Here is a 24,905-nt window from a genome sequence, read left to right on the forward strand (position 1 = left end):
TAGCGACAAAGGGTGCGGCCCGGGGCTGTTACCGACGCCGACAGTGGGGATCAACCGGGCCGCGGCGGGATCTATTCCGGCCGCGCCGGTGTGATCCGCGCTACCCGCGGCCGCACGGGGGCGGGCGGCAAACTATTCGGTGCGCACTGTCGCCGGGACCGTTTAGCATTCGCAACGAAGACCGAACTTTTTCCAGGGGGGAAGCCTTGACCGATGATCCGGTGATCACCGAACTGATGAGCGTGCTCGAGCAGAACCCCGATCTGCTGTCGCTGCGGCTGCGGGTGGTCGAACTGCTCGCCGATCGCGAGCGCTACGCGGACGCGCTCACGCACTGTGCCATCGCGCTGGGTCAGGATCCCGGGAATGCGACGGCCATGACTCTGCTGCAACGCTGTTCGGCCGCGCTCGCCGGTGGCGCGAGCCCCGCACCCGTTGCCACCGCTTCACCGGACGCCGTCGCGGCGGAGCCGGAGACCTCGAACGCCACGCGCGGCAACGGTTTCGACTGGGCCGCCGCCGAAGCCGAGGTCGGCGACATCATCAAACCCGCCTTCGTGGACGACGATGGTGAACCGCTGGTCGTCGACCCGGCTGATGTCGGGCTGTTCGAGCAGCCCAGGCTGTCACTGTCCGAGGTGGGCGGTATGCAGAACGTGAAGGAGCAGTTGGAGCTCTCCCTACTCGGACCGCTGCGAAATCCAGAGCTGGCCAAGGCATTCGGCACCAGTGCCCGCGGCGGGCTGCTGCTGTACGGTCCGCCCGGCTGCGGTAAGACGTTCATCGCGTCGGCGGTGGCGGGCGAGCTCGGCGCGAACTTCTATCCGATCGAGATCGCCGATATCCTCGATATCCACCTGGGCGCGAGCGAGCGCAATCTGCACCAGATCTTCGAGGTGGCGCGCCGCAATGCCCCCTGCGTGCTGTTCATCGACGAGGTCGACGCGCTCGGCTACAAGCGCAGCCAGATGTCCGGCTCGGCGGGCCTGCGCACCGTGGTGAATCAGCTGCTCACCGAAATGGATTCGGCCACAGGCGATAACGAGGGCGTCTACATCCTGGGTGCCACCAACCACCCCTGGGACATCGACGTCGCGCTGCGCCGCCCCGGCCGCTTCGACCGCATGATCCTGGTGACCCTGCCCGACCCGGACGCCCGCGTCGCCATCCTGCGTCACCACCTGAAGGACCGCCCCGTCGAGGGCATCGATCTCAAGGCGATAGCCCTGCGCACCGAAGGCTTCTCCGGCGCGGACCTGGCCCACATCGCCACCTCCGCAACCCAATTGGCCATGGCCGACTCCCTGCGCGCCGGAGCCGTCCGCCCCATCCGCATGCCGGATATCGACCAGGCCATGACCCAGATCCGCCCCAGCGCCGGCGCCTGGTTCGAATCCGCCCGCAACGTAGTCGAATTCGCCAACAACGACGGCGCCTACGACGAACTCGCCACCTACATGAAGCGCATGAAGCTCCGCTGACCGAACATCCGGTAGGGGCGGGAAGAACAAATGGATAGTCGAATCGAACAGGCCGCTGTGCTCCTGACCCAGCTGCGGACCCCACCGGCGGCGGCGCATGGATAACCGGATCGAGCGGGCTCGGGTGCTGGCGAGTCTGGGGCGGCTGGAAGCGGCGCGGGAAACGCTGGGGGAGGTGCTGGCGGGGGAGCCGGAAGATGTTGTGGCGCTGGCGGATATGGCCAATGTGGTGTTGCGGTTGCGGGATTACGGGCGGGCCGTGGAGTACAGTGCGGCGGCGCTGCGGGGGGATCCGGAGAACACCTTCGCGTGGCGGGTGCGGGCGCTGGGGGAGTTGGGGATGGCCCGCGATGCCGAACTGGGGCCGGAGGTGGTGGCCGAGCATCGGGCGCGGGCGCGGGTAGCCGCCGAACGGGCGGTGAAGATCGCGCCGGAGGACACCGACAATCTGCGAATTCTGGCCTCCACCACGCGGGATCAAGATCCGGCGGCGGCGTTGGCGACGCTGGATACGGCGTTGGAGATCGACCCCGACGATGTCAGCGTGCATCTGTTGCGCGGGTTCATTCTGCGCCGAAATATGAAGGGGCGCACCGAACAAGCCGCGGCGGAGTTCCGGGAGGCGCTGCGGCTGGATCCGGAGAACGCGGAGGCGCTGTACGAACTCGCGCTGATCGATATCGAGGGCGGCGATCGAGAAACGGGGTCGGCGCAGTTGCGCCGAGTGGCGCTGCTGGATCCGGGGTACGGCACCGCGGTGCGCGACCACCTGGACTGGCTGGCCGCCGAAGACGATCGGCTGGCCCAAGCCGCGCGGACGGCGGAGACGCAGCGGTTGGCGCGCAACTTCCGGACGGCTCAGCCGCAACAATTCGTGTACGACACCGCACCGGCGTCGCGGGGCGGGCGCGCCTACAAGTGGGTGCTCGGGATATCGGTCGTGCTGGTGATCCGATTGATCGCGGCCGGTGTCTCGGACGACTCCGGCACGCCGTCGCACACCCCGCCGCCGGTGCCGACCTGGGTGCGGACACCACCGGCCAGCTATGTCAACCCGCTGCCGTTCCCGAGTCTCCCCCCGGAGTTCCGGCGCGATTGGCCGACGAACCTGCCCCGCGGGTGACGCTCCGCACCGCGCCTCCGGTAGCACCGGCGATTCCGCCGCAACCGCAGCTCACGGTCCCGTCGGGCGTCCATCCCTTCCAATAACCTTTTCTTGACTAATTCCAGAAAAGCGGGCAGTGTGGTGATCGCGCAGTGCCCGGCACGTGCGCTTCCCACCTGCGAAGGAGGCGTCGAATGACCAAGCCGACAACCACCAATACCGGCACTCCGGTGGTCAGCGACAATGAATCGCTCACCGCCGGAACCCAGGGTCCGATCCTGCTGCACGACCACTATCTGATCGAGAAGCTGGCTCAGTTCAACCGCGAGCGGGTACCCGAGCGCATCGTGCACGCCAAGGGCGCGGGCGCGTTCGGCGAATTGGTGGTGACCGGCGACGTCAGCCGCTTCACCAAGGCCAAGCTGTTCCAGCCCGGCGCCCGCACCGAATCGCTGGCCCGTTTCTCCACCGTCGCGGGTGAGCTGGGCTCCCCGGACACCTGGCGCGATCCGCGCGGTTTCGCGGTGAAGTTCTACACCCCGGACGGCAACTACGACCTGGTCGGCAATAACACCCCGGTCTTCTTCATCAAGGATCCGATCAAGTTCCCGGACTTCATCCGATCGCAGAAACGCCTGCCCGGCAACGGACTTCGCGATCACAATATGCAGTGGGACTTCTGGACCCTGCGCCCGGAGAGCGCGCACCAGGTCACCTGGCTGATGGGCGATCGCGGTGTGCCCAAGAGCTACCGCCATATGAACGGCTACGGTTCGCACACCTACCAGTGGATCAATGCCGCCGGTGAGCGTTTCTGGGTGAAGTACCACTTCAAGACCGATCAGGGCGTGGAGTCGCTGACTCAGGCCGAGGCCGACACCCGCGCGGGCACCGATCCCGATTTCCACCGCCAGGATCTGTGGGAGGCCATCGAGCGCGGCGAATTCCCCAGCTGGACACTGCATGTGCAGGTCATGCCCGTCGCCGATGCCGAGGGCTACCGCTTCAACCCGTTCGATCTGACCAAGGTGTGGTCGCATAAGGACTACCCGCTGATCGAGGTCGGCAAGTGGACGCTGAACCGCAATCCGGGCAACTACTTCGTCGATATCGAGCAGGCGGCCTTCGAACCGTCGAATGTCGTTCCGGGCATTGGTTTCTCGCCGGACAAGATGCTGCTGGGCCGTGTCTTCGCCTACGCCGACGCGCACCGCTACCGCATCGGCACCAACTACGCGCAGTTGCCGCCGAACCTGCCCAGGGCCGCGGAGGTGAACTCCTATTCCAAGGAGGGCGCCATGCGGTACACGTACAACGACGCGAATACCCCCGTGTACGCGCCGAATTCGTACGGCGGCCCGCACGCGGAGCCGGAACTCGCACCGGACGGCGGCATCTGGGATTTCGAGCCGACCATGGTGCACGCGGGCTATATCGAGCACCGCGAAGACGGCGATTTCACCCAGCCGGGCACCCTGGTGCGTGAGGTCCTCGACGACGGCGAGCGAGATCGCCTGGTATCCAACGTGGTCGGCCATGTGCTCGGCGGCGTCCAGGAACCGGTGCTGAGCCGGGTCTTCGAATACTGGAAGAACATCGACTCCGAGCTGGGCAAGCGCATCGAAGAGGGTGTGCGCGCCGGGCTGGCCGGCTAGAAAACATCCAGAAAACAACGCCCGCACCATGATTCATGGTGCGGGCGTTACTGTTTCAGGAGCGCGTCGGTGAGCTCCTCGGCCGTCCTGCGGTCCAGGGCCGCGTGCCCGAGCAGGAAGCGGTACCAGAACAGCCCGTAGAACTGATCGAGCAGCAGGTCCAGGTCCGCGTCCGCGCGCAATTCCCCGCGTTCGCGTCCGCGCGCGAGCACCTCCCGGGCGACCTCGCGGCGCTCCATGGTGAAGGTGCGCAGCAGTTCCGCGAGGTGCTCGTCCCCGGCGGCCTCGCGCACCAGGGTCCGTAGCGCCGACGCGGTCGGAATGCGTTGCGCCCCGGCGAAAGTGCTCTCGATCAGGTGCAGTAGATCGGTCCGCAGCGATCCGGTGTCCGGGCGCGCGACATCCTGTTCGGATCGGTCGGTGAGCGCGTCGAGCAGCAGGGTGCCCTTGGACGGCCACCAGCGGTAGACGGTCTGTTTCCCGACCCCCGCCGCTCGCGCGATGGCGTCGATATTCACCTTCGCCCCGTCGGATTCCGCGAGCAGGCGCAGGGCGGCGTCCAGAATGGCCCGGTGCGCCGCCTCATTGCGGCGTCGTCCGGTATGCGGTCGCTCCATGCCTTCCTCCTGTGACCCAACTCACCCTTTTGCCGAGACTAAAAGTCTCGGTCGGTGCGTTATCGAGACTGTGAGTCTCGTAAGCATAGTGCGGGACACCAACCGAAAGGCATTCGACATGACCACAGCGGATTCGGCCACTGTCCAGCGCGTAGTCGTCATGGGCGGCAGCTCCGGCATCGGTGAGGCCACCGCCGCGCTGTTCGCCGCGGAGCGGGCCGAAGTGGTGATCACCGGCCGCACCCAGGACAAGATCGACGCGGCCCTGGCCCGCATCGGCGGCAAGAGCACCGGCTATCGCATGGACGCCGCCGATCAGGCAGATATCACCGCCTTCTTCGCACAATCCGGCCCGATCGACCACCTGGTCATCGCGGTCAGCGGTGCGGCGGGCAGCGGCGCCTTCGCCGACCTCGACCTGGACGAGCTGGAAGCCGGGTTCCTGCAGAAGTTCTGGCCCCAGGTTCGCATCCTGAAAGCCGCGCTGCCGCACCTGACTTCAACCGGTTCGGTCACCCTGGTCACCGCGGCCTCCGCTCGCGCCGCCTTCGCCGGAACCTCGGGCCTGGCCGCCATCAACGGTGCTCTCGAAGCCATGATCCGCCCGCTCGCGGTCGAACTGGCTCCCGCCCGCATCAATGCCGTCTCCCCGGGCGTCATCGACACCCCGTGGTGGGACCGGGTTCCGGAGGCGCAGCGCCGCGACCTCTTCGACGGCCTCGCCGCCACCACCCCGGTCGGCCGCGTCGGCCATCCGGACGAAATCGCCAGGGCCATCCACTCTTTGGCCACCAACGGCTTCATCACCGGCGTGGTGCTCGACGTGACCGGCGGCGCGAACCTGCCCACCGGCCGCTGACCCTATTCGGCGGCGGGCTCGGCCTGCCGCCGATGGTTTCTTTCCAGGCCGTCGAGGATGAGGCCGAGTTCACCGTCGAAGAAATGCTCGCGGGCTTCCCGCGAGTCGATATCGCGGTGTGCCACATACCTTTTGTCAATCCGCGGGTACGGCCGGGACCGCTCTGGACAGGACCAGGATCCGGTCGACCCATTCCTGTTCGCTGAGCCCGCTGCGCGCGGCCGCGGTCAGCAGGGCGGCCTCACTGCTGGAGGAGCCCATGACGTACGAGAAGATCGCGTTCGAGGCGGGGTCGCTGACGATGTCGTCGAAGCCCGCGGTTTCCAGAATGGCCAGAATGCCCTCGATCATGCGCATGACATCGGGGCCCAGGTAGACCAGGCCCGCGCTGCTCATCACGCCGCCCAGCCAGGTGTGCCGCAGGAGGGTGTCGCGCAGGCTGCGGCTGGTGGCGAGCATATCGGCGCGCCAGCGGTCGGCGGTGAACTCCCCGGGTATCCACACCTCGCCCAGTACCTCGTCCACCACCAGTTCGAGCAGTTCCTCCTTGCTCGCCACGTGGGTGGTCGGCGGCCCGGTCATGGGCGGGGTACTGCTCAATCACTTCTGGTGGGGTTCGGTGTTCCTGTTGAACGTGCCGATCGCGATCGTCGCCATTCTCGCCGCGCTGGCGCTCATGCCGGAGTCGAAGGGCCCGTGGACCAAGCCGGATCTGTCGGGCATGGTGCTCTCCATCGTCGGCACCACCGCACTGGTGTGGACCATTATCGAATTCCCCGCCAGGGGGCTCGCGGGTGTCTGGCCGTCACTCGTCCTCGCGATGATCGGCTTCTCCGCCTTCATCATTCGGGAACTGAAGGCCGAACACCCGATGGTGCCGATGCAGCTGTTCCGCAATCGCGTCTTCACCGGTTCCAGCTTCTCCCTGATGCTGGTGGTCTTCGCCAATGCCGGTCTGCTGCTGGTGCTCACCCAGTACCTGCAATTCGTGCTCGGCTACTCGCCGATCAAGACCGCGGTGGCCTTCACCCCGATGGCGCTGGCGGCGCTGGTCTGTCAGGGGATCGGCGCCGGGCTGGCCGGCAAGCTGGGCGTGCGCACCATGACCATCGGCGGCCTGCTGGTGCTGGCCGCGGGCACCGGTGTACTCACCACGCTCACCGTCGATTCCGGTTTCTGGATGCCCGCCCTGGCCATGGCCCTGGTCGGCGCCGGCGCGGGTCTGGCCATGCCCGCCGCGATCGGTGCGCTGATGGGGGCGGTGCCGCCGGAGCAGGCCGGTGTCGGTTCGGCGCTGAACGACACCATTCAGCAGACCGGTGGTGCGCTGGGCGTCGCGGTTCTCGGTGCCATTCTGGCGAATTCGTACACCGGCGGCATGCCCGCCGATGCGCCGTCGGTGGTCCGGGAGAACCTGGCCCCGGCCATCGCCAGCGGCGACAGCGCGATCGTCGCCGCGGCGCGGGAGGCGTTCACCAACGCCATGTCCACCACCTTCACCGCCGGCGCGATCAGCGTCCTGGCCGCCTGCGTGGTTGCCTTCTTCCTGATGCGGGGCGCGAAAGCGGCGGGGGCGGAAGGTGTTCCGGCCGAAGCGGCCGAGGAGATGGTCGAAGCCCGCTAGCCACAACCGAAGACGAAGATCCCGCTCCCGATATCAATTCGGGGGCGGGGTGCTGTCAATTGCAGCCGGCATTGCGCTGCAAGATCCGCAGCGACCCGGTGACCGAGAGTTCCCGGAACTTCCCCGAGTCCATCGCCCGCCGATAGATGTTGTACGGAGCCTGCCCGCCATCGGCCGGATCCGGGAAGACATCATGAATAGCGAGCAGTCCGCCCCCGGCCACCCAGTGCGCCCAGTTGTCGTAATCCCGTTGCGCCGCCGCTTCGGTATGCCCGCCGTCGATGAACAGCATTCGCAGCGGAGTGCGCCAGATGCGTGCCGCCGCGGTGGAAGAGCCGATGATCCCGATCACCGTCTCGGTCAGTCCCGCGCGAATCATGTTGCGCCGGAAGGTGGTTACCGTGTCGAAGACCCCGGTCTCCGGATCCACCAGGCTGGTGTCGTGATACTCCCAGCCCGGCTGGTGCTCCTCCGAGCCGCCGTGGTGGTCGACGGTGAACACGGTCGCACCGGTCTCCCGCGCCGCGGCGGCCAGATAGATGGCGGACTTACCGCAGTAGGTCCCTATTTCCAAAATGGTCCCGTCGCCCGCGTAGGTGCGCGCGGCTTCGTACAGCGCACGGCCCTCTTCCGGCGGCATGAATCCGGTGATTTCTTCGGCCAATGCGAACAATTCGGCGGCGTCGGCGGAAATGTCAGCCCGTGTCATACAAAAACCTTTCTGGGGCGCGCGCATTGATACGGATTACGCATCGGCGAGTTGCCCGGAGAGCGGACCCATAGTAGCATCCGGACACGTGTCTGATTCCGTCTCCGACCGCCCGGTGGTAAGCCTCGAGGCGACCCGCCGTCGCCTCACCGAGAAGCAGGCCGACACCGTCGACCGGCTCACCCGGGCGGCGATGGAGGTGCTGTCGCGGGAGGGCTTCGCAGGGCTCACCGTGCGCATGGTCGCCGCCGCGGCGGGGGTGGGCACGGCTACCGCCTACACCTATTTCTCGTCCAAGGAACACCTGGTCGCGGAGATGTTCTGGCGTCGGCTGGCATCCACGCCCGCGCCCGCGCTGGAGGATGCGGACCGTACGGTGCGGGTGGTCGCGGCGCTGCGGCAGATCGCCATGCTGATGGCGGACGAACCTGCGCTGGCGGGCGCGGTGACGAACGCCCTGCTGGGCACCGATCCGGATGTGGCGCATCTGCGATTGCGGATCGGGGCCGAGATTCGGCAGCGGCTCATCGACGCGCTCGGCCCGGAGGCCGATCCGGAGGTCGTGGACACCCTGGAAATGCTGTACGCGGGCGCACTGCTGCGCGCGGGGATGGGCTACGCCTCGTATGCCGAAATCGCGGATCTGCTGGAGAAATCCGCGCTGCGCGCATTGCGTGACTGATATTCCGCCACCGGTCCGAGTGCACCCGGAACTATTGTCCTCCGTACCGAGATCCCTTGCCGCGCAATCGCTCCCGTAGTACCGTCCAGACAGGTGTTCGAGGGGTGCGGCCACCGCATCGCGCCCGGCGACCTGGTGGCGGCGACACCCGCTGTCTCCAACCGGATTCCGGAGGATTTCCCGAATCCCGGCACCTTCGATCCGGGCCGCTATCTCGACCCGAATCAGCAGGATCTGCTCAACCGCTGGACCTGGATCCCGTTCGGCGCGGGGCGGCATCGCTGCGTCGGGGCCGCCTTCGCGCTGATGCAGCTGAAGGCGATCTTCTCGATCCTGTTGTGGGACTGGGAGTTCGAACTCGCACAGCCGTCCGGCGCCTACCGCAACGATCATTCGAAGATGGTGGTGCGGTTGCGGCAGCCGTGCGCGGTGCGCTATCGCAGGCGGTCCCGATAGCCCAAGCGTGAATCCCGGCCACAAGCACGCCGGGATGACGGGGTCCGCTTTAGAGGGCGGCCTCGATGGCCGCGATGACCGACGGGTCGGTGGGCTCGGTGCGGGGGCGGATGCGCGCGAGCACGGTGCCGTCGCGGCCGAGCAGGAACTTCTCGAAGTTCCACTGCACATCACCGGCGGTGCCGTCGGCGTCGGCGACCCGGGTCAGCTCCCGGTAGAGCGGGTGCGCGCCCTCGCCGTTCACCTCCAGCTTCTCCAGCAGCGGGAAGTCCACACCGTAGGTGGTGGAGCAGAATTCGGCGATCTCCTCGGAGGTGCCGGGCTCCTGGCCCATGAACTGATTGCACGGCGCGCCGACCACGGTGAAACCGCGCGGGCCGTAGGTCCGCTGGAGTTCGACCAGGCCGGTGTACTGCGGGGTCAGGCCGCATTTGGAGGCGACATTGACCAGCAGGACCACCTGGTCGGCGGCCAGTTCGGCGAGCGTGGTGGGCTTATCGGCGAGCGTCTGCAGCGGAATATCGCGAAGTGAGGTCACGCCCTCGAATATAGAACGGGTTCGGCGTGGTCGCCGGTCCGCCCGTATTCGAGGGGCTTCACTCGTACCGAACCTGCCAGTGCTTGATCCCGTTGATCCACCCCGCGCGCAATCGCTGCGGCGGTGCGGCCTCGCTGATCCGGGGCATGGCATCGGCGATGGCATTGAACATGAGGTCTATCTCCAGCCGCGCCAGATTCGCGCCGACGCAGAAATGCGCACCGGTGCCGCCGAATCCGACATGCGGATTCGGATCGCGCAGCACGTCGAATTCGAAGGGCCGGTCGAATACGTCCTCGTCGAAATTGGCTGAGCTGTAGAACAATCCGACCCGATCGCCCTGCCGGACGGCCTGCCCGCCGAGTTCGGTATCGTGGAGCGCGGTGCGCTGGAATGAGGTGACCGGCGTGGCCCAGCGCACGATTTCGTCGGGCGCGGTGCGCGGGCGTCGTTCCCGATACAGCTCCCACTGCTCCGGATTGTCGACGAATGCCTTCATACCGTGCGTGATGGCATTGCGGGTGGTTTCATTGCCCGCCACCGACAGCAGGATGACGAAGAAGCCGAATTCGTCCGAACCCAGTGCCTCCCCGTCGATATCGGCGGTCACCAGCTTGGTGACGATATCGTCGGCGGGACACGCGCGGCGCTGTTCGGCCAGGTTGTAGGCGTAGCCGAGCAGTTCGGCATTGGCGGTCATATTCGCCCCGGCGAACTCCGGATCGTCGAAGTTCAGCAGTTGATTCGACCAGGCGAAGAGCTTGTGCCGATCGTGCTGCGGCACCCCGAGCAGTTCGGCGATGGCCTGTAGCGGAAGTTCGCACGCCACCTGCTCCACGAAATCGCCGCCGCCGGACTTCTTCGCCTCGGCGACAATGGCCGCGGCGCGTTCGGTGAGCGCTGTGCGCAGCCCCTCGACCGCCCGCGGGGTGAATCCCTGCGAGATGATCCGGCGAATCTTGGTGTGTTTCGGCGGATCCATATTGATCAGCAGCGCACTCCGTGACAGTTCCAGTTGTTCGGGTAGCGAATCCGCAGGCATCCGGATAATCGAGCCCTTTTCATGCGAGGACCAGATGTCCGGTCGCCGGGACACCTCTTTGACATCCTCGTATCGGGTGATCGCCCAGAAGCCCGCGTCGGTGAACGGCGCTGCCTGTTCGGGGGTTTGGGCATTCCACCAGACCGGCCGGGTGCGCCTGAGCGCGGCGAACTCCGCGGCGGGACTGTGATCGGCCCACAGGGCCGGATCGGTGAAATCGAAGCCTGCCGGTAGCGACGGAACAGACACTGTTCCTCCTCGCGCATATTGCCGCTATGATCGCGAAACTGAAACGTGTTTCACCACGATTGAACCACGTGGACGGGTGCGGCGGACCGGGTTTCGCCTACACCGGCAACCGGCTTGAGCCAGCAAACCGGCAGAATCTGAAGAACGAGTGGACACCCTGCCCGATCTGTGCGCAGACTAGAACTTGTTCTACAGTGACCGCAGGCACACTCGAGGATGAGGTAACGAAGAATGACCGCTTCTCCGCGCTCCGGGGATTCCGCGACCGAAGCCGATTACGTCGTTGTTGGTTCGGGCAGCGCCGGCGCCGTGGTGGCGGGCCGACTCGCCCAACGCGGCGCCAGCGTGATCCTGTTGGAGGCCGGCCGTAGGGACAACACCCGCATGGTCACCATGCCGGGCGCGATCAGCATGGTGCACACCGTCCCGCAGCTGAAGAAGCGCGTGACGTGGAAGCAGTACTCGGTCCCGCAGAAGCACGCCAACGACCGCCTGATCCCGATGACCCGCGGCAAGGTGCTCGGCGGCTCCAGCTCGGTCAACGGCATGCTCTACGTGCGCGGTAACCGCGCCAACTACGACTCCTGGGCCGCCGAGGGCAATACCGGCTGGAGTTATGAGGACGTGCTCCCGGCCTACAAGAGCCTGGAGAACTGGCAGGACGGCGCGAGCGATGTGCGCGGCGCGGGCGGCCCCATCGAGGTCACCCGGCAGCAGGACCTGACCCCGATCGCCCAGCAGTTCATGGTCGCCGCCTCCGAGACCCTTGGCGCGCCGATCATCGAGGACTACAACGGCGCATCGCAGGAGGGCATCTCGATCTTCCAGCAGAGCGTCAAGAATGGTCTGCGCTACAGCTCCTCGCGCGGCTTCATCACCGATATGCCGAACTCGAATCTGACCGTGCTCACCCATGTGCACGTCACCCGGATCGTGATCGAGAACGGCCGCGCCACCGGTGTCGAACTGGCCGAGAAGAACGGCAGCCGCCGGATCGTGCGCGCAGCCAAGGAGGTCATCGTCTCCGGCGGCGTCATCGGCTCGCCGCAGCTGCTCATGCTCTCGGGCATCGGCCCGGCCGCGCACCTGCGCGAACTGGGCATCGACGTGGTGGCGGACCTGCCGGTCGGCCAGAACCTGCACGACCACCTGTTCGTGCCGATGACCTACATCTCGAAGAAGGCCATCCACCGCGGTATTCCGACCCACTTCGCCAGCGGCATCATGCGGGAATTGGCCCGCCCGGGCAGTTCCTGGATGGGGCGCACGGTCTTCGAGGCGTGCGGCTTCGTCAAGACCAAGTTCGCCGACGGCGACTACCCGGACATGCAGATCCACACCCTGCCGTGGAGCTACCCCATCCCCAACCAGGATGAGGACAAGCTGCACCTGGTCGATCGCCGCCCCGGCTTCACCATCTTCCCGAGCCTCATCTACCCCAAGAGTCGCGGCGATCTGCGACTGGCCTCGAACGATCCGTTCGCCTCGCCGCTCATCGACCCGGGTTACCTGAGCGATCCGCGCGATACCGAATTCCTCATCGAGGGCATTCGGATGATCCGGGAGATCATGGCGCACAGCAGCATTGCCAAGGATTGGACCGAGGAGCTCGCCCCCGGGCCCGCCCTGCAGGACGAGTCCGCACTGCGCGCCGAACTCCCCAACCGCGTGCACTCCATCTACCACCCGGTCGGCACCTGCCGCATGGGTGTGGACGAGCGCGCCGTGGTCGACCCCACCCTGAAGGTGAACGGTATCGAGGGTCTGCGCGTGGCCGACGCCTCGATCATGCCCAGCATCACCGGCGGCAATACCAATGCCCCGAGCTACATGATCGGTGAGAAGGCCGCGGAGTTCATCGGCGCGTAAACCGCCGCACCGGAAGGCGTTTCGGCGGCGCTGTTACTTCCCTTGCAGCTGCCGGAACGCCGGTCACCCAACCACGACCTGCGGTGACCATGCTCCGCCCCGGGCCTGCACCATCAGCGCCCGGGGCGGAGTTCTGCTTTCGAGAGGAAATCATGGCAGCGTTGCCGCTGGATGTGTGGCTCAACAGCCCGGTCGCCGAATCCGCTTCCCGCGCGGCGCAATTGCGTGCGGCCGGGGTGGACGGGGTGTTCACCTTCGAGGGCGCGCACGATGTGTTCCTCCCGCTCGCGCTGGCCGCCGGGTCCGGGCTCGCGATCATGACCAATGTGGCGATCGCGTTCCCGCGCAGTCCGATTCATCTCGCACATGCGGCCTATGACCTACATGCGTTGTCCGGCGGGCGTTTCCGGCTCGGGCTGGGATCGCAGATCCGGCCGCACATCGAGCGACGGTACGGCAGCACCTGGTCGCGGCCGGTGGATCGACTCGGCGATACGGTCGCCGCGGTGCGGGAGATCCTGCGCGCCTGGCAGACCGGGGAACAACTCCACTATCGCGGGGAGTTCTGGCAGCACACCCTGATGCCGCCGAACTTCGATCCGGGGCCGAATCCGCATGGCGTGCCGCCGGTGCTGGTGGGTGCGCTCGGCCCGCGCATGACCGAGATGGCGGCGCGGGTGGCCGACGGGCTGCTGGTCATGCCGTTCAATACCGAGCGGCATTTCCGGGAACGCACGCTGGCCGCGGTGGACCGGGGCCTGGCCGAATCCGATCGGCCGTTCGAGATCATCGCCGAAGCCATTGTGGCCATGGGCAATACGGAGCGCGAACTCGACGCGGCGCGACGGTCGGTGCGTAATCTGCTGGCGTTCTACGGGTCCACGCCGTCCTATCGCCCGGTGCTCGAGGTGGAAGGCTGGGGGGATCTGCAACCGGAGCTCAATCTGCTCTCCAAACAGGGGCGCTGGCGGGAGATGGCCGGATTGATCGACGATCCGATGGTGGACGCGCTGACGGTGAGCGGCACCCCCGCCGAGTGCGCGGCGCTGATCCGGAATCGCTACGGGGACAGGATCTCCCGGGTGTGCTGCTACTTCCCCGGATATCCGGTGACCGATGCCGCCATCGCGGAACTGGCCACCGCCCTGCACGGCTGAGTCCGTACAGGGCGGTCCGGCCTTCAGCCGATGACTATCGGCTCCTCCAACTCGTACATGGCCCGCCGCCCGGTCATATCGGTGACCACCAGGCGCGGCAGATTCGGGCCCGGATCCCGGTACGCGTGCGCGATGGTCGGACCGTCCGTGCTGGCGTGCGCGCCATCGCCGAAGTACCAGTCGTACTGGCGAATCGCGCCGCCCGCGGGCGCACCGTCGAACTCCACCGTGGTTCCGGCGGGTCCGGAGGTCTTCGAGACGGTGAAGCCGTCACCCAAAGGTCCACCTCCGCCGAACCATTCGCGCACGACCGGATTGAGCAGGAAGGTCTTGGCGTACTCTCGCGCGCCGTCCACATCGGTATGGCTGACGGCGGCGGTACGGCACTGCGGCGGCGCCTCGATGTGCGGACAGGCCAGCAGTCGCAGCGAAACCTCCTCATCGCCGAGGGGATTCATCCACGGACCGTGATCGCCGCCGTCCCGGCTGACCAGCCCGTCGGCCGCCACCGCGTACACCTCGCCCGCGGCGCTATTGGCCTGCTGTGCAGCCTGCCGGAAGGTTTCGGCCGAGACCCGGATGAACTCGGACCAGCGGGCGCGCAACGCCTCCGGGGCCCCGGGCGCGTCCTCGCCGTGGAAGTAGTTGGATACCAGCACTTTCGGACTGCCGGGCAGATTGTGCGCCTTCTCGATGGCCGCCCGCATACCGCGCCCGCCGTAGCCCAGCTTCGCACCACTGAAGTACGGGACGTGCACGGCCGGATTGTCCGCCTCGGCCCCTACCCCCGCGCATTCGCGCTGTACCGCGGCGGTCACATCCTTGGTGCCCGGGGTGACGCCGACCGGAATGCCGAACAGCGGATCCAGATCGTTGATGCAGCCGTCCAGCAGCACCAGATCCACCGGATAACCGCCCGCTCGGGCCTCGGCTCCGGCCTGTTCCAGCTGGCAGAATACGTCGGGCAGCCGGTCGGTGCGGGTCTCGTCGGTGGTTTTCGCGTCGACCGGACAGCCCGCGTCCTCGGTATCGGCGTGCAGGACGGGCGCGTCCAGGGCCGCGCCGGAGACCGAATAGTCGTGTAGTCGGGCGGTGCGGCCGGTCTGGGTGCCGAGCGCCTCGGCGGTGAGATCGGCGAACGTGCGATCCAATCCCAGCCCCTGCCCCCAGGTGACCGAATCGCCCGCCGAAACCACGTGCAGCGGACGGCATTCGCGGCTCACCCGTAGATTCCACGGTTTGCCGTAGCCGCCGACCGCGCCGCCGGGGACCCTGGCGCGGGCGTCCACGCGTAGCCGGCCGTCGGCGGGCAGTTCGTCCTGCCGGATATCGAATCCGACCGTCATCACGTCACTGTTGACCGGGGTGATGCCGGTGCGAATCGGTTGTCCGCCGCCGAGAATGCGCCACTCCACATCGGCGTGCGCGGGCACGCCCGGTGGGAAGTACACGGCGGTGGTGCCGTGCAGCGCGCCGTCGCACTGTCCGGCGGCGGGTGTGCTGACATCGATGATCAGGGGTAGTTCGGTGCCGATATCGGCCCTGGCCAACGGCCCGGCCACCGCGGTCGCACCCACCAGCGTGGGCAGCAGCGCCACCCGGCACCAGCGGGATCGCCACAATTTCACATGCGCCTCCTGAGAGTTCCGCGTCTTGACAGCAGCCATAGTGCGGGCGACACGCGTAGCGCCGACCAGGCGCGCCGGATTGGCCGAATTTAGTCCTTTTGACCGGCGTGTCTGCTGGTCTACGGCGTTTCCTCGGTGCTGCAAGATCTTCTTAAGGCCGTGCCAAGGGCCGCGCCGCATCGTTGTCTTCGACGCCGGGTCCGCCCGGCGTCGGACCCGGCCGGGGGAACGCTGGGGCACGATCCGTCCACGAGGGGTGTCGGGTCGTGCTCCAGGGGCCGGATCGGCGAATCCCGGTAATGCCGGGGTTGCATCCGGCGATCTTGTTCACGGGTATCGTTGAGGCAAGTGCGCCAAGGAGATTGGATCCGACGATGGAAACAGTGATCGTCTTCGTTCTGGCCTGCGTGATCTACTGGTTCGGTCTCATACGCTGACCGGCCGGGGTCGACGCCACCGCCACCAGGGCGTCGGCGATCTGCGCGCAGAAGGCGTCGGCATCGTGATCGCCGTGCGTGAGCGCCCGGAACAGCGTCGCGCCACGCAGTAGTTCGAACAGCGCGTCCGCATCGCAGTCGGACGCGGCTTGGCCCAAATCCGCCGCGCCGGTCAACAGCTCCCCGAGCGCCTCGCGGGTCGGAAGCTCACCGCGGTCCAGCAGACGGCGGTAGCTGTCGTGGTCGTCGTGATACTCCGAGAGCAGACCCGGAATGGCCGAGCGGGCGGCGGGATGCGCGGAGGCGAACAGGAACAGCCGCGTCCAGGCGAGTAGGTCCGCGCGCAGATCACCGCTCGGGGCCGGGTGGTTGAACTCCTCCAGGGCGAAGATGGCGTCCTCGATCAAGGCCCGCCTACTCGGCCAGCGGCGGTAGATGGAGGTGGTCACCACACCCGCGCGCCGGGCCACCGCGGCAATGGTGGTGGCCTGGTAGCCCTCGCTGACCAGCAGTTCCTGTGTCGCGGCCAGGAGCTGTTCGTCCAACTGCGGATCGCGGGGACGCCCCGGCCCCGAGCGGGCCGGCTGGGGTGCGCTCACCGGGTCCTCCCACACTCTCTCGAGAAAATTCTGGGATTCACAGTACCTCCAGCGGCCTTTTCAAATACGCTGTGCCGCGTATTCTAATTGCTCTCGAGAGGTACCGTCGATGTTGACGCCACAGGACGAATTGCTCTGCCATCAGCTGCCCACCACCTTCGACCACGTCCAGCAGAGCGATCTGCGCTGGACCGAGCGGGTGGTGATGTACGGCTTCGACAAGACCCGGCGGGTCAGCGTCATGACCGGTATGGCGCGCTATCCCAACCGCAATCTCATCGACGCCTACGCCATGATCACCCTCGGCGATAAGGCGCATACGGTGCGCCTGTCCCGGCAGATCGACGACCGGTACGACGGGCTCGGATCCTGGCAGGTCGGGCCGTTCACCTACGAGATCGTCGAACCGCTGCGGAAGGTGCGCGCGTCGCTGGTCGAGAATGAGCACAACATCACGCTGGAGCTTGAATTCGATGCGCGGTTCCCGGCTTACGAGCAGGAGCCCGCGTTCTTCCGGACGCGCGGACGGGTGCGCGAGGACGCGCGGCGGTACTACCAGAACGGCTGGGTCTCGGGCTTCCTCGAGGTCGAGGGCGAGCGCATCGAGATCGATCCGTCGACCTGGTGGTTCGGGCGCGATCACTCCTGGGGCACCCGGCACGGCGGTGGCGGCGGCGCGATCAACGAGGGCGGCGGGATTCTGCAGCCGGGCGAGATTCCCGAGGGCGTCCTCTACTACATGGGGATCTTCCAATTCGATGACGAGCTGGTGCATTTCGCGCAGCGCGAGACGCCCGAGGGGCACCGCTGGCATTTCGAAGGGACGGTACTGTCACCGCTCGGCTCGGACGCCCAGCCACAGCCCGTGCGAGACGCCGCGCACGAGTTGACCTTCCGCGACGACTTCCGAATCGTCAGCGGCGGGACGTTCAGCATTGTCGACGCGGCGGGCACGACGCGGGAGTTCACCATCACGCCGGTGGGCGACTTCTGGCCCGGCTTGGCGGGTTATGACACCTACCGCGGCTACGCCTCGGGTGTGTGGAAGGGCGAATCCTGGAGTGACAGTTTCGTCGCCGATCTCACCGATGCCCAGGATCTGAAGCAGGTCAGCATGCTGAGCGAGACCTTCTGCCGCGTCGAGACCGAGGGCAAGGTCGGCTACGGCCTGGTCGAAATGGTCTTCATGGGCCGCAATGACAAGTACGGGTACAAGGGGTACTGAGCTTGAGCATCGAACGACTGCCGGCGGAGCGGCTGGCAGCGGCACTGGAACCGCAGCTGCGCCGGAACTTCCCGGTCTCCGGTAGCGCCAGGATCCGCGACTTCAAGCGTACCGATCGTGGATTCGCCACCGAGACATACCTTTTCGATGTAGAGGACGAAAGCGGCACGCTGCCAATGGTTTTCCGGCGGCCGCCGGAGATATCCCTGTTCCCCGACTACGATCTGCTGCGGCAGGTGCTGGTGATGCGGCGACTGGCCGCCACCGCTGTTCCGGTGGCCACGCCGATCTGGCTGGACCGCGAAGGCGAACAACTCGGCAGCCCGTACTTCGTGATGAACCGGCTGGCGGGCGAGGCGCCCGGCGACTATCCGTCGTATCACGTGCAGGGCAACTACTTCCAAGCCACACCGGAGCAGCGCGCGCGGATGTGGTGGGGATGCGTGGACACCCTCGCCGATATTCACCGGTTGGACTGGCGGGCTCTGAATCTGGACTTCCTGGCGTTGCCGGAGTACGGCAGCGGGCCGGTGGAACAGATTGTGAACTATCTGGACGCGGCCCTGCGATGGGCCACCGCGGGGGAGCTGCCCTCGACCTACCGGCGCGCTATCGCGTACCTGCGGCAGAACCTCGCCGAACCCGAGCACCCGGTTCTTTGCTGGGGTGATGCCCGCATGTCGAACATCCTGTACGACAGCGATTTCCGGGTCAGCGGCGTACTCGACTGGGAGATCGCGTATCTCGGCGACCACGAGGCGGACCTGGCCTGGATGTTGTTCCTGGACTGGGCCAGCTCCACCTACGAGGGGCACGACCCGCTGTCCGGTACGCCGACTCGCGAGGAGACCATCGCCTACTACGAAAAGCGAACCGGAACGCGGGTGCGCAATCTGGTCTTCAACGAGATCCTGGCCGCGGTGCTGCTGTCGGTTCCGTTGCTGCGCATGGCGAATCGGATCCAACTGCCGCCGGAGATGAATATCACCGGCTTCTGCACCACCCGAATCGAACAGCTGCTGGAGCAGTGATCCGGTAGCTGTTTCACCGGACTCCGCCCCCGGGACTGGCACCGGGGGCGGAGTCCGTCGGTGCCGGGCGTGCTACGAAGGATTCGGGTACAGGTCGGCGGCACACTCGCAAGGTCCGGCCGGTGTGCGGAGATTCGGGAGCAGATCCCGGAAGATGCCGTTCCCCGGCGTGGTCCGGCTGAGGGCGTCGGCGGCCAGCAGCATGGCCGCGGCCGTCCAGGTGGTGCGTTCCTCGGGCCAGCGTTTGCCGTCGGTGAAGACCAGGCCGGTCCAGTAGGACCCGTCCGGATCGCGGAGGTGCTGCATATTGATGAAGAGCTGGCGGGCGCGGCGCTGGTCGCCGAGTGCGTCCAGCGCGAGCACCAGCTCGCAGGTTTCCGCGCCGGTGACCCACGGCTGATCCGCGACGCAGCGGATACCGAGCGTGGGGATGACGAATTCGGGCCAGCGCGCGGTGATTCGGTCGTAGCCGCGTCGCCCTCGGATCGCGCCGCCGAGGATCGGGTAGTACCAGTCCATCGAATAGCGGCTCTTGTCGAGGAACGCCTCGGGATGATCGCGCAGCGCATGCCCGAGGCGGAGTGCGGCGACCTCCCAGGAAGGCTGTGGATCACCCAACCGCTCGGCCAGCTCCAGCGCACAGCGCAGGCTGTGGAAAATACTGGAGCAGCCGGTGAGCAGCGCTTCGCCGGACGAGCCCGCGGGACCCAGCGACCAGTGGATCTCGCCGAAGCGGCCACGTTGGAGGGAGAGCACGAAGTCGATCGCGGCGCGGACCGTCGGCCACATCTCCCGCGCGAACGCGGAATCCTCCGTGCTGGTGAGGTAGTGCAGCACCCCCGTCGCGATGTACGCACAGAAATTGGTATCGCTGTCCGCGTTCTCCACCACGCCGTCGCGGAACTGCATGGCCCAGGACCCGTCGTCGCGCTGGGTCTTCGCGGACCAGCGATACGCATCGCGCGCCTGATCCCACAGTCCGCCGACGGTCAGGGCCATGGCGTTCTCGATGTGATCCCACGGATCGGTGTGCCCGCCGGTGAACCAGGGCAGCGCCCCATCGGATTGCTGTGCCGCCGCGATGGTTTCGGCCGTGCGCAGGCAGTCGTGTGCGGACAGCACGCCGGGCACGGCGGGTAGTTCAGCGGCGGGCACTGCGGACCGCCGGCTTGGCGAAGTACAGGGCCACGCTCTTGCCGATGAGCGGGTCCAGCCAGCGCTCGGTGGTGCGGGTCACCTGCGGTGCGGACATCATGTCCCACACCAGCATTCGGTGGTACGCCGTCACCGCCGGATGCCTGTCATTGTGCACCCCGACCGCGCACTTCAACCACCAGTACGGCGAGTGCAGCGCGTGTGCGTGCGCCCTGTGGATAAATCTCAAACCCCGTGCGATGACCTTGTCGCGCAGTTCGTCTGCCCGGTAGATCCGCACATGACCGCCCGCATTGGCGTGGTACTCGTCCGACAGCGCCCAGCAGATCCGCTCGGGCAGCCAGCGCGGCACCGTAATCGCGAGCGCGCCACCGGGTTTGACCACCCGCACCAGCTCGGCGATGGCCGCGTCGTCCGCGGGGATGTGTTCGAGGATCTCCGAGGCGATCACCACGTCGAATTCGCCGTCCCCGTACGGCAGGTCGAGGGCGTCCCCGCGCACCGTCTCGGCCTTGGCGTACTCGGGCGCCTCACCCGCGTCCGCCATGGCCCGGAACATCACCTCCACATCGGCCAGGTCGCTGCCGTTCTGGTCGAAGGCGACGATATCCGCGCCGCGCCGATACGCCTCGAAGGAATGCCGTCCGGCCCCGCACCCCACATCGATGACGCGGGTGCCCGGGCCGATGCCCAGGCGGTCGAAGTCGACGGTCAGCATGTGTGCGCCTCCTGGCGGATGGGGGTGATCACCGGACGGGAATCGTGCCGGGCCATAGCTCGTTCGTACACCGAAACGGTTTGTGCGGCAACGGCTTCCCAGCTGAAGACGGTCAGCGCACGCGCCCGCCCGGCCGCACCCAGGTCGCGGAGCCGGGCGGGGGAGTCCAGCAGTGCGCCGAGCACCCGGGTCAGATCATCCACATTGCCGGGCTCGACCAGTTCGGCGCAATCGCCGACCACTTCGGGCAGTGCTCCGGCGCGGCTGGCCACCAGGGGTGTACCGCTGGCCATGGCCTCCACGGCGGGTAGTGAGAACCCTTCGTACAGGGAAGGGATACAGGCGATCTCGGCCGAGGCCAGCAGCCGCGCGAGCTCGTCGTCATCGAGTCCGCTCACCGGGGTGACGATATCGGCGAGTCCGAGTTCGGCGATCAGCTTCTCGGTCGGACCCTCCGGCTCCAACTTGGCGACCAGCCGCAGCTCCAGGTCATGGGTAACCCGCAGCCGGGCAATGGCATTGAGCAGATGCGCGATGCCCTTCAGCGGCTTGTCGGCGCTGGCCACCGCCACGATCCGTCCCCGCACCCGCGGTGCTTCGCGCGGCCGGAACAGCTCGGTGTCCACACCCAGCGGCACCGTGCGCACGTGCTCGGCCGACACCCCGAAGTCGCTGACGATATCCGCGGCCGACGAGGACGACACCGTGATCAGCTCCGGCAGCTGCCGCGCCACCTTCTCCTGCATCCGCAGGAAGCCATACCACCTGCGCAGGAACGGTTTTCGCCGCCACGGCGCGGCCTCCAGATCCACCGCCCGATCCCGGGTGATCGGATGGTGGATGGTGGCCACCAGCGGCAGGTGCCGGGCGATGTCCAGCAACCCGTAACCGAGGCATTGATTGTCGTGCACCACATCGAATTCCGCCGCGCGTTCCCGCAGTATCCGGGCCGCGCGCAGGCTGAACGTGCGCGGCTCCGGGAATCCGGCGGTCCACATGGTGGCGACCTCGAGCAGGTCTATTCCGTCCCGGATCTCCCGCAATCCCGGTGTGCGGAAAGGGTCTTCGTCCCGGTACAGGTCCAGACTCGGCACCTCGGTCAACCGCACCCGGGGATCGAGGTGCTCCGGATACGGTTGCCCGGAGAACACCTCGACCTGGTGTCCCAGCTCCGCCAACCCTCGACTGAGGTAGCGGACATATACCCCTTGGCCGCCGCAGTGGGTTTTGCTGCGGTAGGACAGCAGGGCAATACGCACGTCTGGGCCTTTCGTCGGGGCGCGGCGAAATCTACTGGTGGAGTGTTAATTACAGAAGTCAGGCGGGTCCGCGGTCAGCGGACCAGGCCGAGCGGCTCCAGTTTGCCCGCCAACCGCTCCAGGTAGGCGAGCACATCGGCCTCCGGCTTGTCCGGCATGCCGTAGAGCACATCGGTGACACCGGCCTCGGCCCAGCGCGAAAGCTTGTCGGCGTCGGGCTTGAAGTCCAGGGCCACCACGCGCGGTGCGCCCTCGCGGCCGGCCTCGGCCCAGCACTTCATCAGCAGTGCGGTGGACGCCGAGACATCGGTTTCGGTGGGTGTGGTGATCCAGCCGTCACCGGAGCGGGCGATCCACTTGAACGTCTTCTCGGTGCCGCCCGCCCCGATCAGCAGCGGCACATGCGCCTGCACCGGCTTGGGCCACGCCCAACTCGGGCCGAAGGAGACGAAGTCGCCGGAGTAGCTGGCCTCCTCCTGCGTCCACAGCGCCCGCATGGCCTCGACGTACTCGCGCAGCACTGTGCGCCGCTTATTGCCCGGTACCCCGTGATCGGTGAGTTCGTCGGTGTTCCAGCCGAATCCGGCGCCCAGCGTGACCCGTCCACCCGAGAGGTGATCCAGCGTCGCGATGGTCTTCGCCAGGGTGATCGGATCACTCTCGGTCGGCAGCGCCACCGCCGTGGAGAGTTCGATCTTCGTGGTCACCGCGGCGATGGTCCCCAGCGTCACCCACGGATCCAAGGTGCGGGTGTATCGGTCATCGGGGAGTTCGGCGGTGCCGGTACCCGGATGCGCCGCTTCCCGCTTGATCGGGATATGGGTGTGCTCGGGCACGAAGAATGATCGAAAGCCCTGTTCCTCAGCGGCTTTCGCGGCGACGGCGGGTCGAATGCCGCGGTCGCTGGTGAATTGCACGATTCCGAATCGCATGTGCCGCACGTCCTCTCAGTCGCCCTTGGCGGCGGCCACGCCCGCGCGCCGTCCGTAGAAGCTGCCGTCACCCAGTGAGCAGCCGCTGGCGTAGCCGCCCGCGCAGATGCCGGAGGTGACGCGGCCCGCCGCGAAGAGCCCGGGAATGGGCTCACCGGAGACGTGCAGCACCCGCGAGTCGAGATCGGTGCGCAGCCCGCCGAGGGTGAAGCCGCCGGTGTATCCGCGCAGGTCGTACGCGCCCAGCGGTTCGCCGATGGGCTTGACCCACTCGGTCTTCTTGTGCAGGAACGGATCCTGGCCGTGTTCGGCATGGCTGTTGTACAGGTCGATGGTCGCGCGCAGGGTGCCCGCGGGCAGGCTCATCTCACCCTCGAGCTCCTCGACGGTCTCGGCCACCCAGGTCGGCGCGATCCGCAGGAACGACATCGACGATTTGGTCTCGAAGGCCGCCTCCAGCGCCTGCTCGTCGATGATCAGGTATGCCTGATTGTCCTGATCCTGGAGTACCGCCTGACCCATCCGCCCCGGATAGGTGTCCTCGGTGATGAATCGCTGTCCGCGCCCGTTCACCAGGATTCCGCGCACCACCACCTGCGGGTCGGCGATGAGCGCGACCTCGGTGGCGTCCATATGCGCCAGATCCGCGCCCAGGGCCTGCGCCACCCGGATGCCGATACCGTCGTGCTCCTCCACCGTGGCGGCGGGGCGTCCGATGATCTTGGGCGCGAAGCGCTCCACCATTTCGTGCTGGTACGCGAAGCTGCCGGTGGCCAGTACCACGCCGCGTTCGGCGCGGGCGAAGAGCTCCTTGCCGTAGCGCTTGGCGGCCACGCCCACCACCCGGCCGTCGTCGTCGACGACCAGTCGCTGCAACCGCACGTCGAATTCCTGTCGCACGCCCAGCTTTTCGGCGGTCTGGGCGAGCGGCTCCATCAGCATGTAGCCGCCGCCCTTCTCACCCAGCTTCTTGTCCTTGGTCCAGGCGAGGTGCCCGCGCGGTGCGGGGGTGGCGATGGCGTTGAACGGTGCGGCGTTCTCGCCGCCGGAGAACATCAGGCCCTCATCGGCGGGCGGCTCATAGCCCGGCTCGCCCCAGAAGACCTCGTTGAACGGGACGCCATTGGCGACCAGCCAGTCGAAGTGCTCCACGCTGCCCTGGCAGTAGTCGTGGATCTTGGCCTTGTCCACGCCCGGACCCAGCGCGGCCGTCAGGAACGCCTCCATGTTCTCCGGGGTGTCCTCGAAACCGAGCTTGCGCTGTAGCGCCGTACCGCCGCCGAGGTAGATGAAGCCGCCGGACAGCGCGGCCGCGCCACCCCAGCCGCCGGTGCGTTCCAGCACGAGCACATCGGCCCCGGTCCGGGCCGCCTCGATGGACGCACACACCCCGGCAATGCCGTAGCCGACGACGACCACATCGGCCTCGAGATCCCAGGAGCTCACCTCGCTGGCCCGGAGCGGTCGGACGGTTGCGGTATCGGCCATGGTCTTCGAATTCCTAACTGGTGGAGGGGATTACTTCTTCTTGTGCTGCTTGACGGCTTTACCCACAATGCCGTCCAGCGTGGTGCCCGCGGGCCAGCCCACGTAGTGACACAGGAACAGCGCGATCTCGTGCAACTGCTCCTCGTCCAACTCCTCATTGCGCAGGGCCGCGCCGATCTGGATCTCGGCGATATCGAACAGGCCCTGCGCGGTCAGCGCACCCAGCAACAACATTCGGCGATCGCGAATGGAAAGTCCTGGCCGCGACCAGATATCGGCGAACAGATGATCGGCGGTGACGGCGAAATGCGTACCCGGGCCGTCCTGGAACTCCCAGCCGTACACCTCGCTCATCTTCTTCAGTCCGCGCTGTCGGCGTTCATCGGTCAT

The 24,905-nt window shown here is 67.0% G+C and carries 24 protein-coding genes and 1 pseudogene; 11 read left to right on the forward strand and 14 right to left on the reverse strand.

The features are described 5' to 3' along the window. The first annotated feature begins 206 nt into the window (after positions 1–206). The 3 genes from NA10_RS18105 to NA10_RS18115 all read left to right on the forward strand — a co-directional run bounded on the left by NA10_RS18105 (position 207) and on the right by NA10_RS18115 (position 4,241). Complete coding sequence (locus NA10_RS18105; RefSeq protein ID WP_067569370.1) at positions 207–1,481, forward strand: ATP-binding protein; 1,275 nt, start codon at positions 207–209, stop codon at positions 1,479–1,481. Between the two features lie 97 nt (positions 1,482–1,578). Continuing rightward, a complete protein-coding gene (locus NA10_RS18110) occupies positions 1,579–2,604 on the forward strand; it encodes a tetratricopeptide repeat protein (RefSeq protein ID WP_067569372.1) in 1,026 nt (341 codons plus the stop codon). Positions 2,605–2,780: 176 nt separating this feature from the next. Further along, positions 2,781–4,241 carry a catalase gene (locus NA10_RS18115; protein WP_067569375.1) on the forward strand — a complete coding sequence of 487 codons (1,461 nt, stop codon included), beginning with the start codon at positions 2,781–2,783 and terminating at the stop codon, positions 4,239–4,241. Between the two features lie 47 nt (positions 4,242–4,288). Here the strand turns inward: NA10_RS18115 and NA10_RS18120 are convergent, their stop codons facing one another. Next, positions 4,289–4,858, reverse strand: coding sequence for a TetR/AcrR family transcriptional regulator (locus NA10_RS18120; RefSeq protein WP_067569377.1), 570 nt, complete (start codon positions 4,856–4,858; stop codon positions 4,289–4,291). Between the two features lie 118 nt (positions 4,859–4,976). On the opposite strand from NA10_RS18120, the gene NA10_RS18125 reads away from it, so the two are divergent. Next, positions 4,977–5,717: an SDR family oxidoreductase gene (locus NA10_RS18125; RefSeq protein ID WP_067569528.1), complete on the forward strand. Its 741-nt coding sequence runs from the start codon at positions 4,977–4,979 to the stop codon at positions 5,715–5,717. A 2-nt stretch (positions 5,718–5,719) separates the two neighbouring features. Here the strand turns inward: NA10_RS18125 and NA10_RS39165 are convergent, their stop codons facing one another. Then, entirely contained in the window at positions 5,720–5,842 is a 123-nt protein-coding gene (locus NA10_RS39165) for a hypothetical protein (protein ID WP_281180198.1), read from the reverse strand. Between the two features lie 10 nt (positions 5,843–5,852). Continuing rightward, positions 5,853–6,299 carry a TetR/AcrR family transcriptional regulator C-terminal domain-containing protein gene (locus NA10_RS18130; RefSeq protein WP_067569379.1) on the reverse strand — a complete coding sequence of 149 codons (447 nt, stop codon included), beginning with the start codon at positions 6,297–6,299 and terminating at the stop codon, positions 5,853–5,855. Here NA10_RS18130 and NA10_RS18135 point away from each other — a divergent pair. Then, the gene (locus tag NA10_RS18135) at positions 6,265–7,341 is read left to right on the forward strand and encodes an MFS transporter (RefSeq protein ID WP_245677589.1); all 1,077 of its coding nucleotides are present in this window, start codon (positions 6,265–6,267) and stop codon (positions 7,339–7,341) included. The two genes, NA10_RS18130 and NA10_RS18135, sit on opposite strands and share 35 nt — an antisense overlap. Before the next feature lie 55 nt (positions 7,342–7,396). On the opposite strand, the gene NA10_RS18140 is transcribed toward NA10_RS18135, so the two are convergent. After that, a complete protein-coding gene (locus NA10_RS18140) occupies positions 7,397–8,050 on the reverse strand; it encodes a class I SAM-dependent methyltransferase (RefSeq protein WP_067569383.1) in 654 nt (217 codons plus the stop codon). A gap of 88 nt (positions 8,051–8,138) precedes the next feature. Here NA10_RS18140 and NA10_RS18145 point away from each other — a divergent pair, with 88 nt between their 5' ends. Further along, on the forward strand, positions 8,139–8,732 hold the full coding sequence (locus NA10_RS18145) for a TetR/AcrR family transcriptional regulator (protein WP_067569385.1): 594 nt from the start codon (positions 8,139–8,141) through the stop codon (positions 8,730–8,732). An 84-nt stretch (positions 8,733–8,816) separates the two neighbouring features. Then, positions 8,817–9,188 (forward strand): annotated as a pseudogene (gene cyp51, locus NA10_RS18150) (lanosterol 14-alpha demethylase); the annotation flags it as partial. A gap of 49 nt (positions 9,189–9,237) precedes the next feature. On the opposite strand, the gene NA10_RS18155 reads toward cyp51, so the two are convergent. Both NA10_RS18155 and NA10_RS18160 read right to left on the reverse strand, forming a co-directional pair. After that, positions 9,238–9,726, reverse strand: a complete 489-nt coding sequence (locus tag NA10_RS18155; protein ID WP_067569389.1) for a glutathione peroxidase — start codon at positions 9,724–9,726, stop codon at positions 9,238–9,240. Positions 9,727–9,784: 58 nt separating this feature from the next. Continuing rightward, on the reverse strand, positions 9,785–11,017 hold the full coding sequence (locus NA10_RS18160; protein WP_067569392.1) for a cytochrome P450: 1,233 nt from the start codon (positions 11,015–11,017) through the stop codon (positions 9,785–9,787). A gap of 231 nt (positions 11,018–11,248) precedes the next feature. On the opposite strand from NA10_RS18160, the gene NA10_RS18165 reads away from it, so the two are divergent. After that, positions 11,249–12,886, forward strand: a complete 1,638-nt coding sequence (locus NA10_RS18165) for a GMC family oxidoreductase (RefSeq protein WP_067569395.1) — start codon at positions 11,249–11,251, stop codon at positions 12,884–12,886. Positions 12,887–13,038: 152 nt separating this feature from the next. Beyond that, positions 13,039–14,043, forward strand: a complete 1,005-nt coding sequence (locus NA10_RS18170) for a TIGR03617 family F420-dependent LLM class oxidoreductase (protein WP_174562524.1) — start codon at positions 13,039–13,041, stop codon at positions 14,041–14,043. Positions 14,044–14,066: 23 nt separating this feature from the next. Here NA10_RS18170 and NA10_RS18175 read toward each other — a convergent pair whose 3' ends face one another. Then, positions 14,067–15,671 carry a PKD domain-containing protein gene (locus NA10_RS18175; protein ID WP_169812601.1) on the reverse strand — a complete coding sequence of 535 codons (1,605 nt, stop codon included), beginning with the start codon at positions 15,669–15,671 and terminating at the stop codon, positions 14,067–14,069. Between the two features lie 412 nt (positions 15,672–16,083). Further along, positions 16,084–16,707 carry a TetR/AcrR family transcriptional regulator gene (locus tag NA10_RS18180; protein WP_067569535.1) on the reverse strand — a complete coding sequence of 208 codons (624 nt, stop codon included), beginning with the start codon at positions 16,705–16,707 and terminating at the stop codon, positions 16,084–16,086. A gap of 109 nt (positions 16,708–16,816) precedes the next feature. On the opposite strand from NA10_RS18180, the gene NA10_RS18185 reads away from it, so the two are divergent. Together NA10_RS18185 and NA10_RS18190 are read left to right on the forward strand one after the other, a co-directional pair. Continuing rightward, positions 16,817–17,932, forward strand: coding sequence for an Rv3169 family protein (locus tag NA10_RS18185; RefSeq protein WP_067569401.1), 1,116 nt, complete (start codon positions 16,817–16,819; stop codon positions 17,930–17,932). A 2-nt stretch (positions 17,933–17,934) separates the two neighbouring features. Then, positions 17,935–18,963, forward strand: coding sequence for a phosphotransferase family protein (locus tag NA10_RS18190; RefSeq protein ID WP_245677590.1), 1,029 nt, complete (start codon positions 17,935–17,937; stop codon positions 18,961–18,963). 72 nt (positions 18,964–19,035) lie between these two features. On the opposite strand, the gene NA10_RS18195 is transcribed toward NA10_RS18190, so the two are convergent. From NA10_RS18195 to NA10_RS18220, 6 genes are all read right to left on the reverse strand, one after another. Then, positions 19,036–20,118 carry a prenyltransferase/squalene oxidase repeat-containing protein gene (locus tag NA10_RS18195; RefSeq protein ID WP_067569404.1) on the reverse strand — a complete coding sequence of 361 codons (1,083 nt, stop codon included), beginning with the start codon at positions 20,116–20,118 and terminating at the stop codon, positions 19,036–19,038. Beyond that, complete coding sequence (locus NA10_RS18200; RefSeq protein WP_067569407.1) at positions 20,105–20,836, reverse strand: class I SAM-dependent methyltransferase; 732 nt, start codon at positions 20,834–20,836, stop codon at positions 20,105–20,107. Before NA10_RS18200 ends, NA10_RS18195 begins: the two co-directional genes overlap by 14 nt. Beyond that, on the reverse strand, positions 20,830–22,095 hold the full coding sequence (locus NA10_RS18205) for a glycosyltransferase family 4 protein (protein WP_067569410.1): 1,266 nt from the start codon (positions 22,093–22,095) through the stop codon (positions 20,830–20,832). Before NA10_RS18205 ends, NA10_RS18200 begins: the two co-directional genes overlap by 7 nt. Positions 22,096–22,169: 74 nt before the next feature. Beyond that, a complete protein-coding gene (locus NA10_RS18210) occupies positions 22,170–23,027 on the reverse strand; it encodes an LLM class F420-dependent oxidoreductase (RefSeq protein WP_067569413.1) in 858 nt (285 codons plus the stop codon). A gap of 15 nt (positions 23,028–23,042) precedes the next feature. Then, positions 23,043–24,515 (reverse strand): FAD-dependent oxidoreductase, encoded by a 1,473-nt coding sequence (locus NA10_RS18215; protein WP_067569416.1) that lies wholly within the window; start codon positions 24,513–24,515, stop codon positions 23,043–23,045. A 30-nt stretch (positions 24,516–24,545) separates the two neighbouring features. After that, complete coding sequence (locus tag NA10_RS18220) at positions 24,546–24,905, reverse strand: carboxymuconolactone decarboxylase family protein (protein WP_067569419.1); 360 nt, start codon at positions 24,903–24,905, stop codon at positions 24,546–24,548.

It is taken from the genome of Nocardia acidivorans NBRC 108247, from assembly GCF_001625085.1.
Taxonomy (GTDB): domain Bacteria; phylum Actinomycetota; class Actinomycetes; order Mycobacteriales; family Mycobacteriaceae; genus Nocardia; species Nocardia acidivorans.

Excerpts from the sequence above, each read along its gene's own strand:
- NA10_RS18130 (WP_067569379.1), bottom strand. The coding sequence starts at position 6,299 with ATGACCGGGCCGCCGACCACCCACGTGGCGAGCAAGGAGGAACTGCTC.
- NA10_RS18170 (WP_174562524.1), top strand. The coding sequence starts at position 13,039 with ATGGCAGCGTTGCCGCTGGATGTGTGGCTCAACAGCCCGGTCGCCGAA.
- NA10_RS18165 (WP_067569395.1), top strand. The coding sequence starts at position 11,249 with ATGACCGCTTCTCCGCGCTCCGGGGATTCCGCGACCGAAGCCGATTAC.
- NA10_RS18200 (WP_067569407.1), bottom strand. The coding sequence starts at position 20,836 with ATGCTGACCGTCGACTTCGACCGCCTGGGCATCGGCCCGGGCACCCGC.
- NA10_RS18115 (WP_067569375.1), top strand. The coding sequence starts at position 2,781 with ATGACCAAGCCGACAACCACCAATACCGGCACTCCGGTGGTCAGCGAC.
- NA10_RS18120 (WP_067569377.1), bottom strand. The coding sequence starts at position 4,858 with ATGGAGCGACCGCATACCGGACGACGCCGCAATGAGGCGGCGCACCGG.
- NA10_RS18215 (WP_067569416.1), bottom strand. The coding sequence starts at position 24,515 with ATGGCCGATACCGCAACCGTCCGACCGCTCCGGGCCAGCGAGGTGAGC.
- NA10_RS18220 (WP_067569419.1), bottom strand. The coding sequence starts at position 24,905 with ATGACCGATGAACGCCGACAGCGCGGACTGAAGAAGATGAGCGAGGTG.
- NA10_RS18210 (WP_067569413.1), bottom strand. The coding sequence starts at position 23,027 with ATGCGATTCGGAATCGTGCAATTCACCAGCGACCGCGGCATTCGACCC.
- NA10_RS18125 (WP_067569528.1), top strand. The coding sequence starts at position 4,977 with ATGACCACAGCGGATTCGGCCACTGTCCAGCGCGTAGTCGTCATGGGC.
- NA10_RS18110 (WP_067569372.1), top strand. The coding sequence starts at position 1,579 with ATGGATAACCGGATCGAGCGGGCTCGGGTGCTGGCGAGTCTGGGGCGG.
- NA10_RS18140 (WP_067569383.1), bottom strand. The coding sequence starts at position 8,050 with ATGACACGGGCTGACATTTCCGCCGACGCCGCCGAATTGTTCGCATTG.
- NA10_RS18185 (WP_067569401.1), top strand. The coding sequence starts at position 16,817 with ATGTTGACGCCACAGGACGAATTGCTCTGCCATCAGCTGCCCACCACC.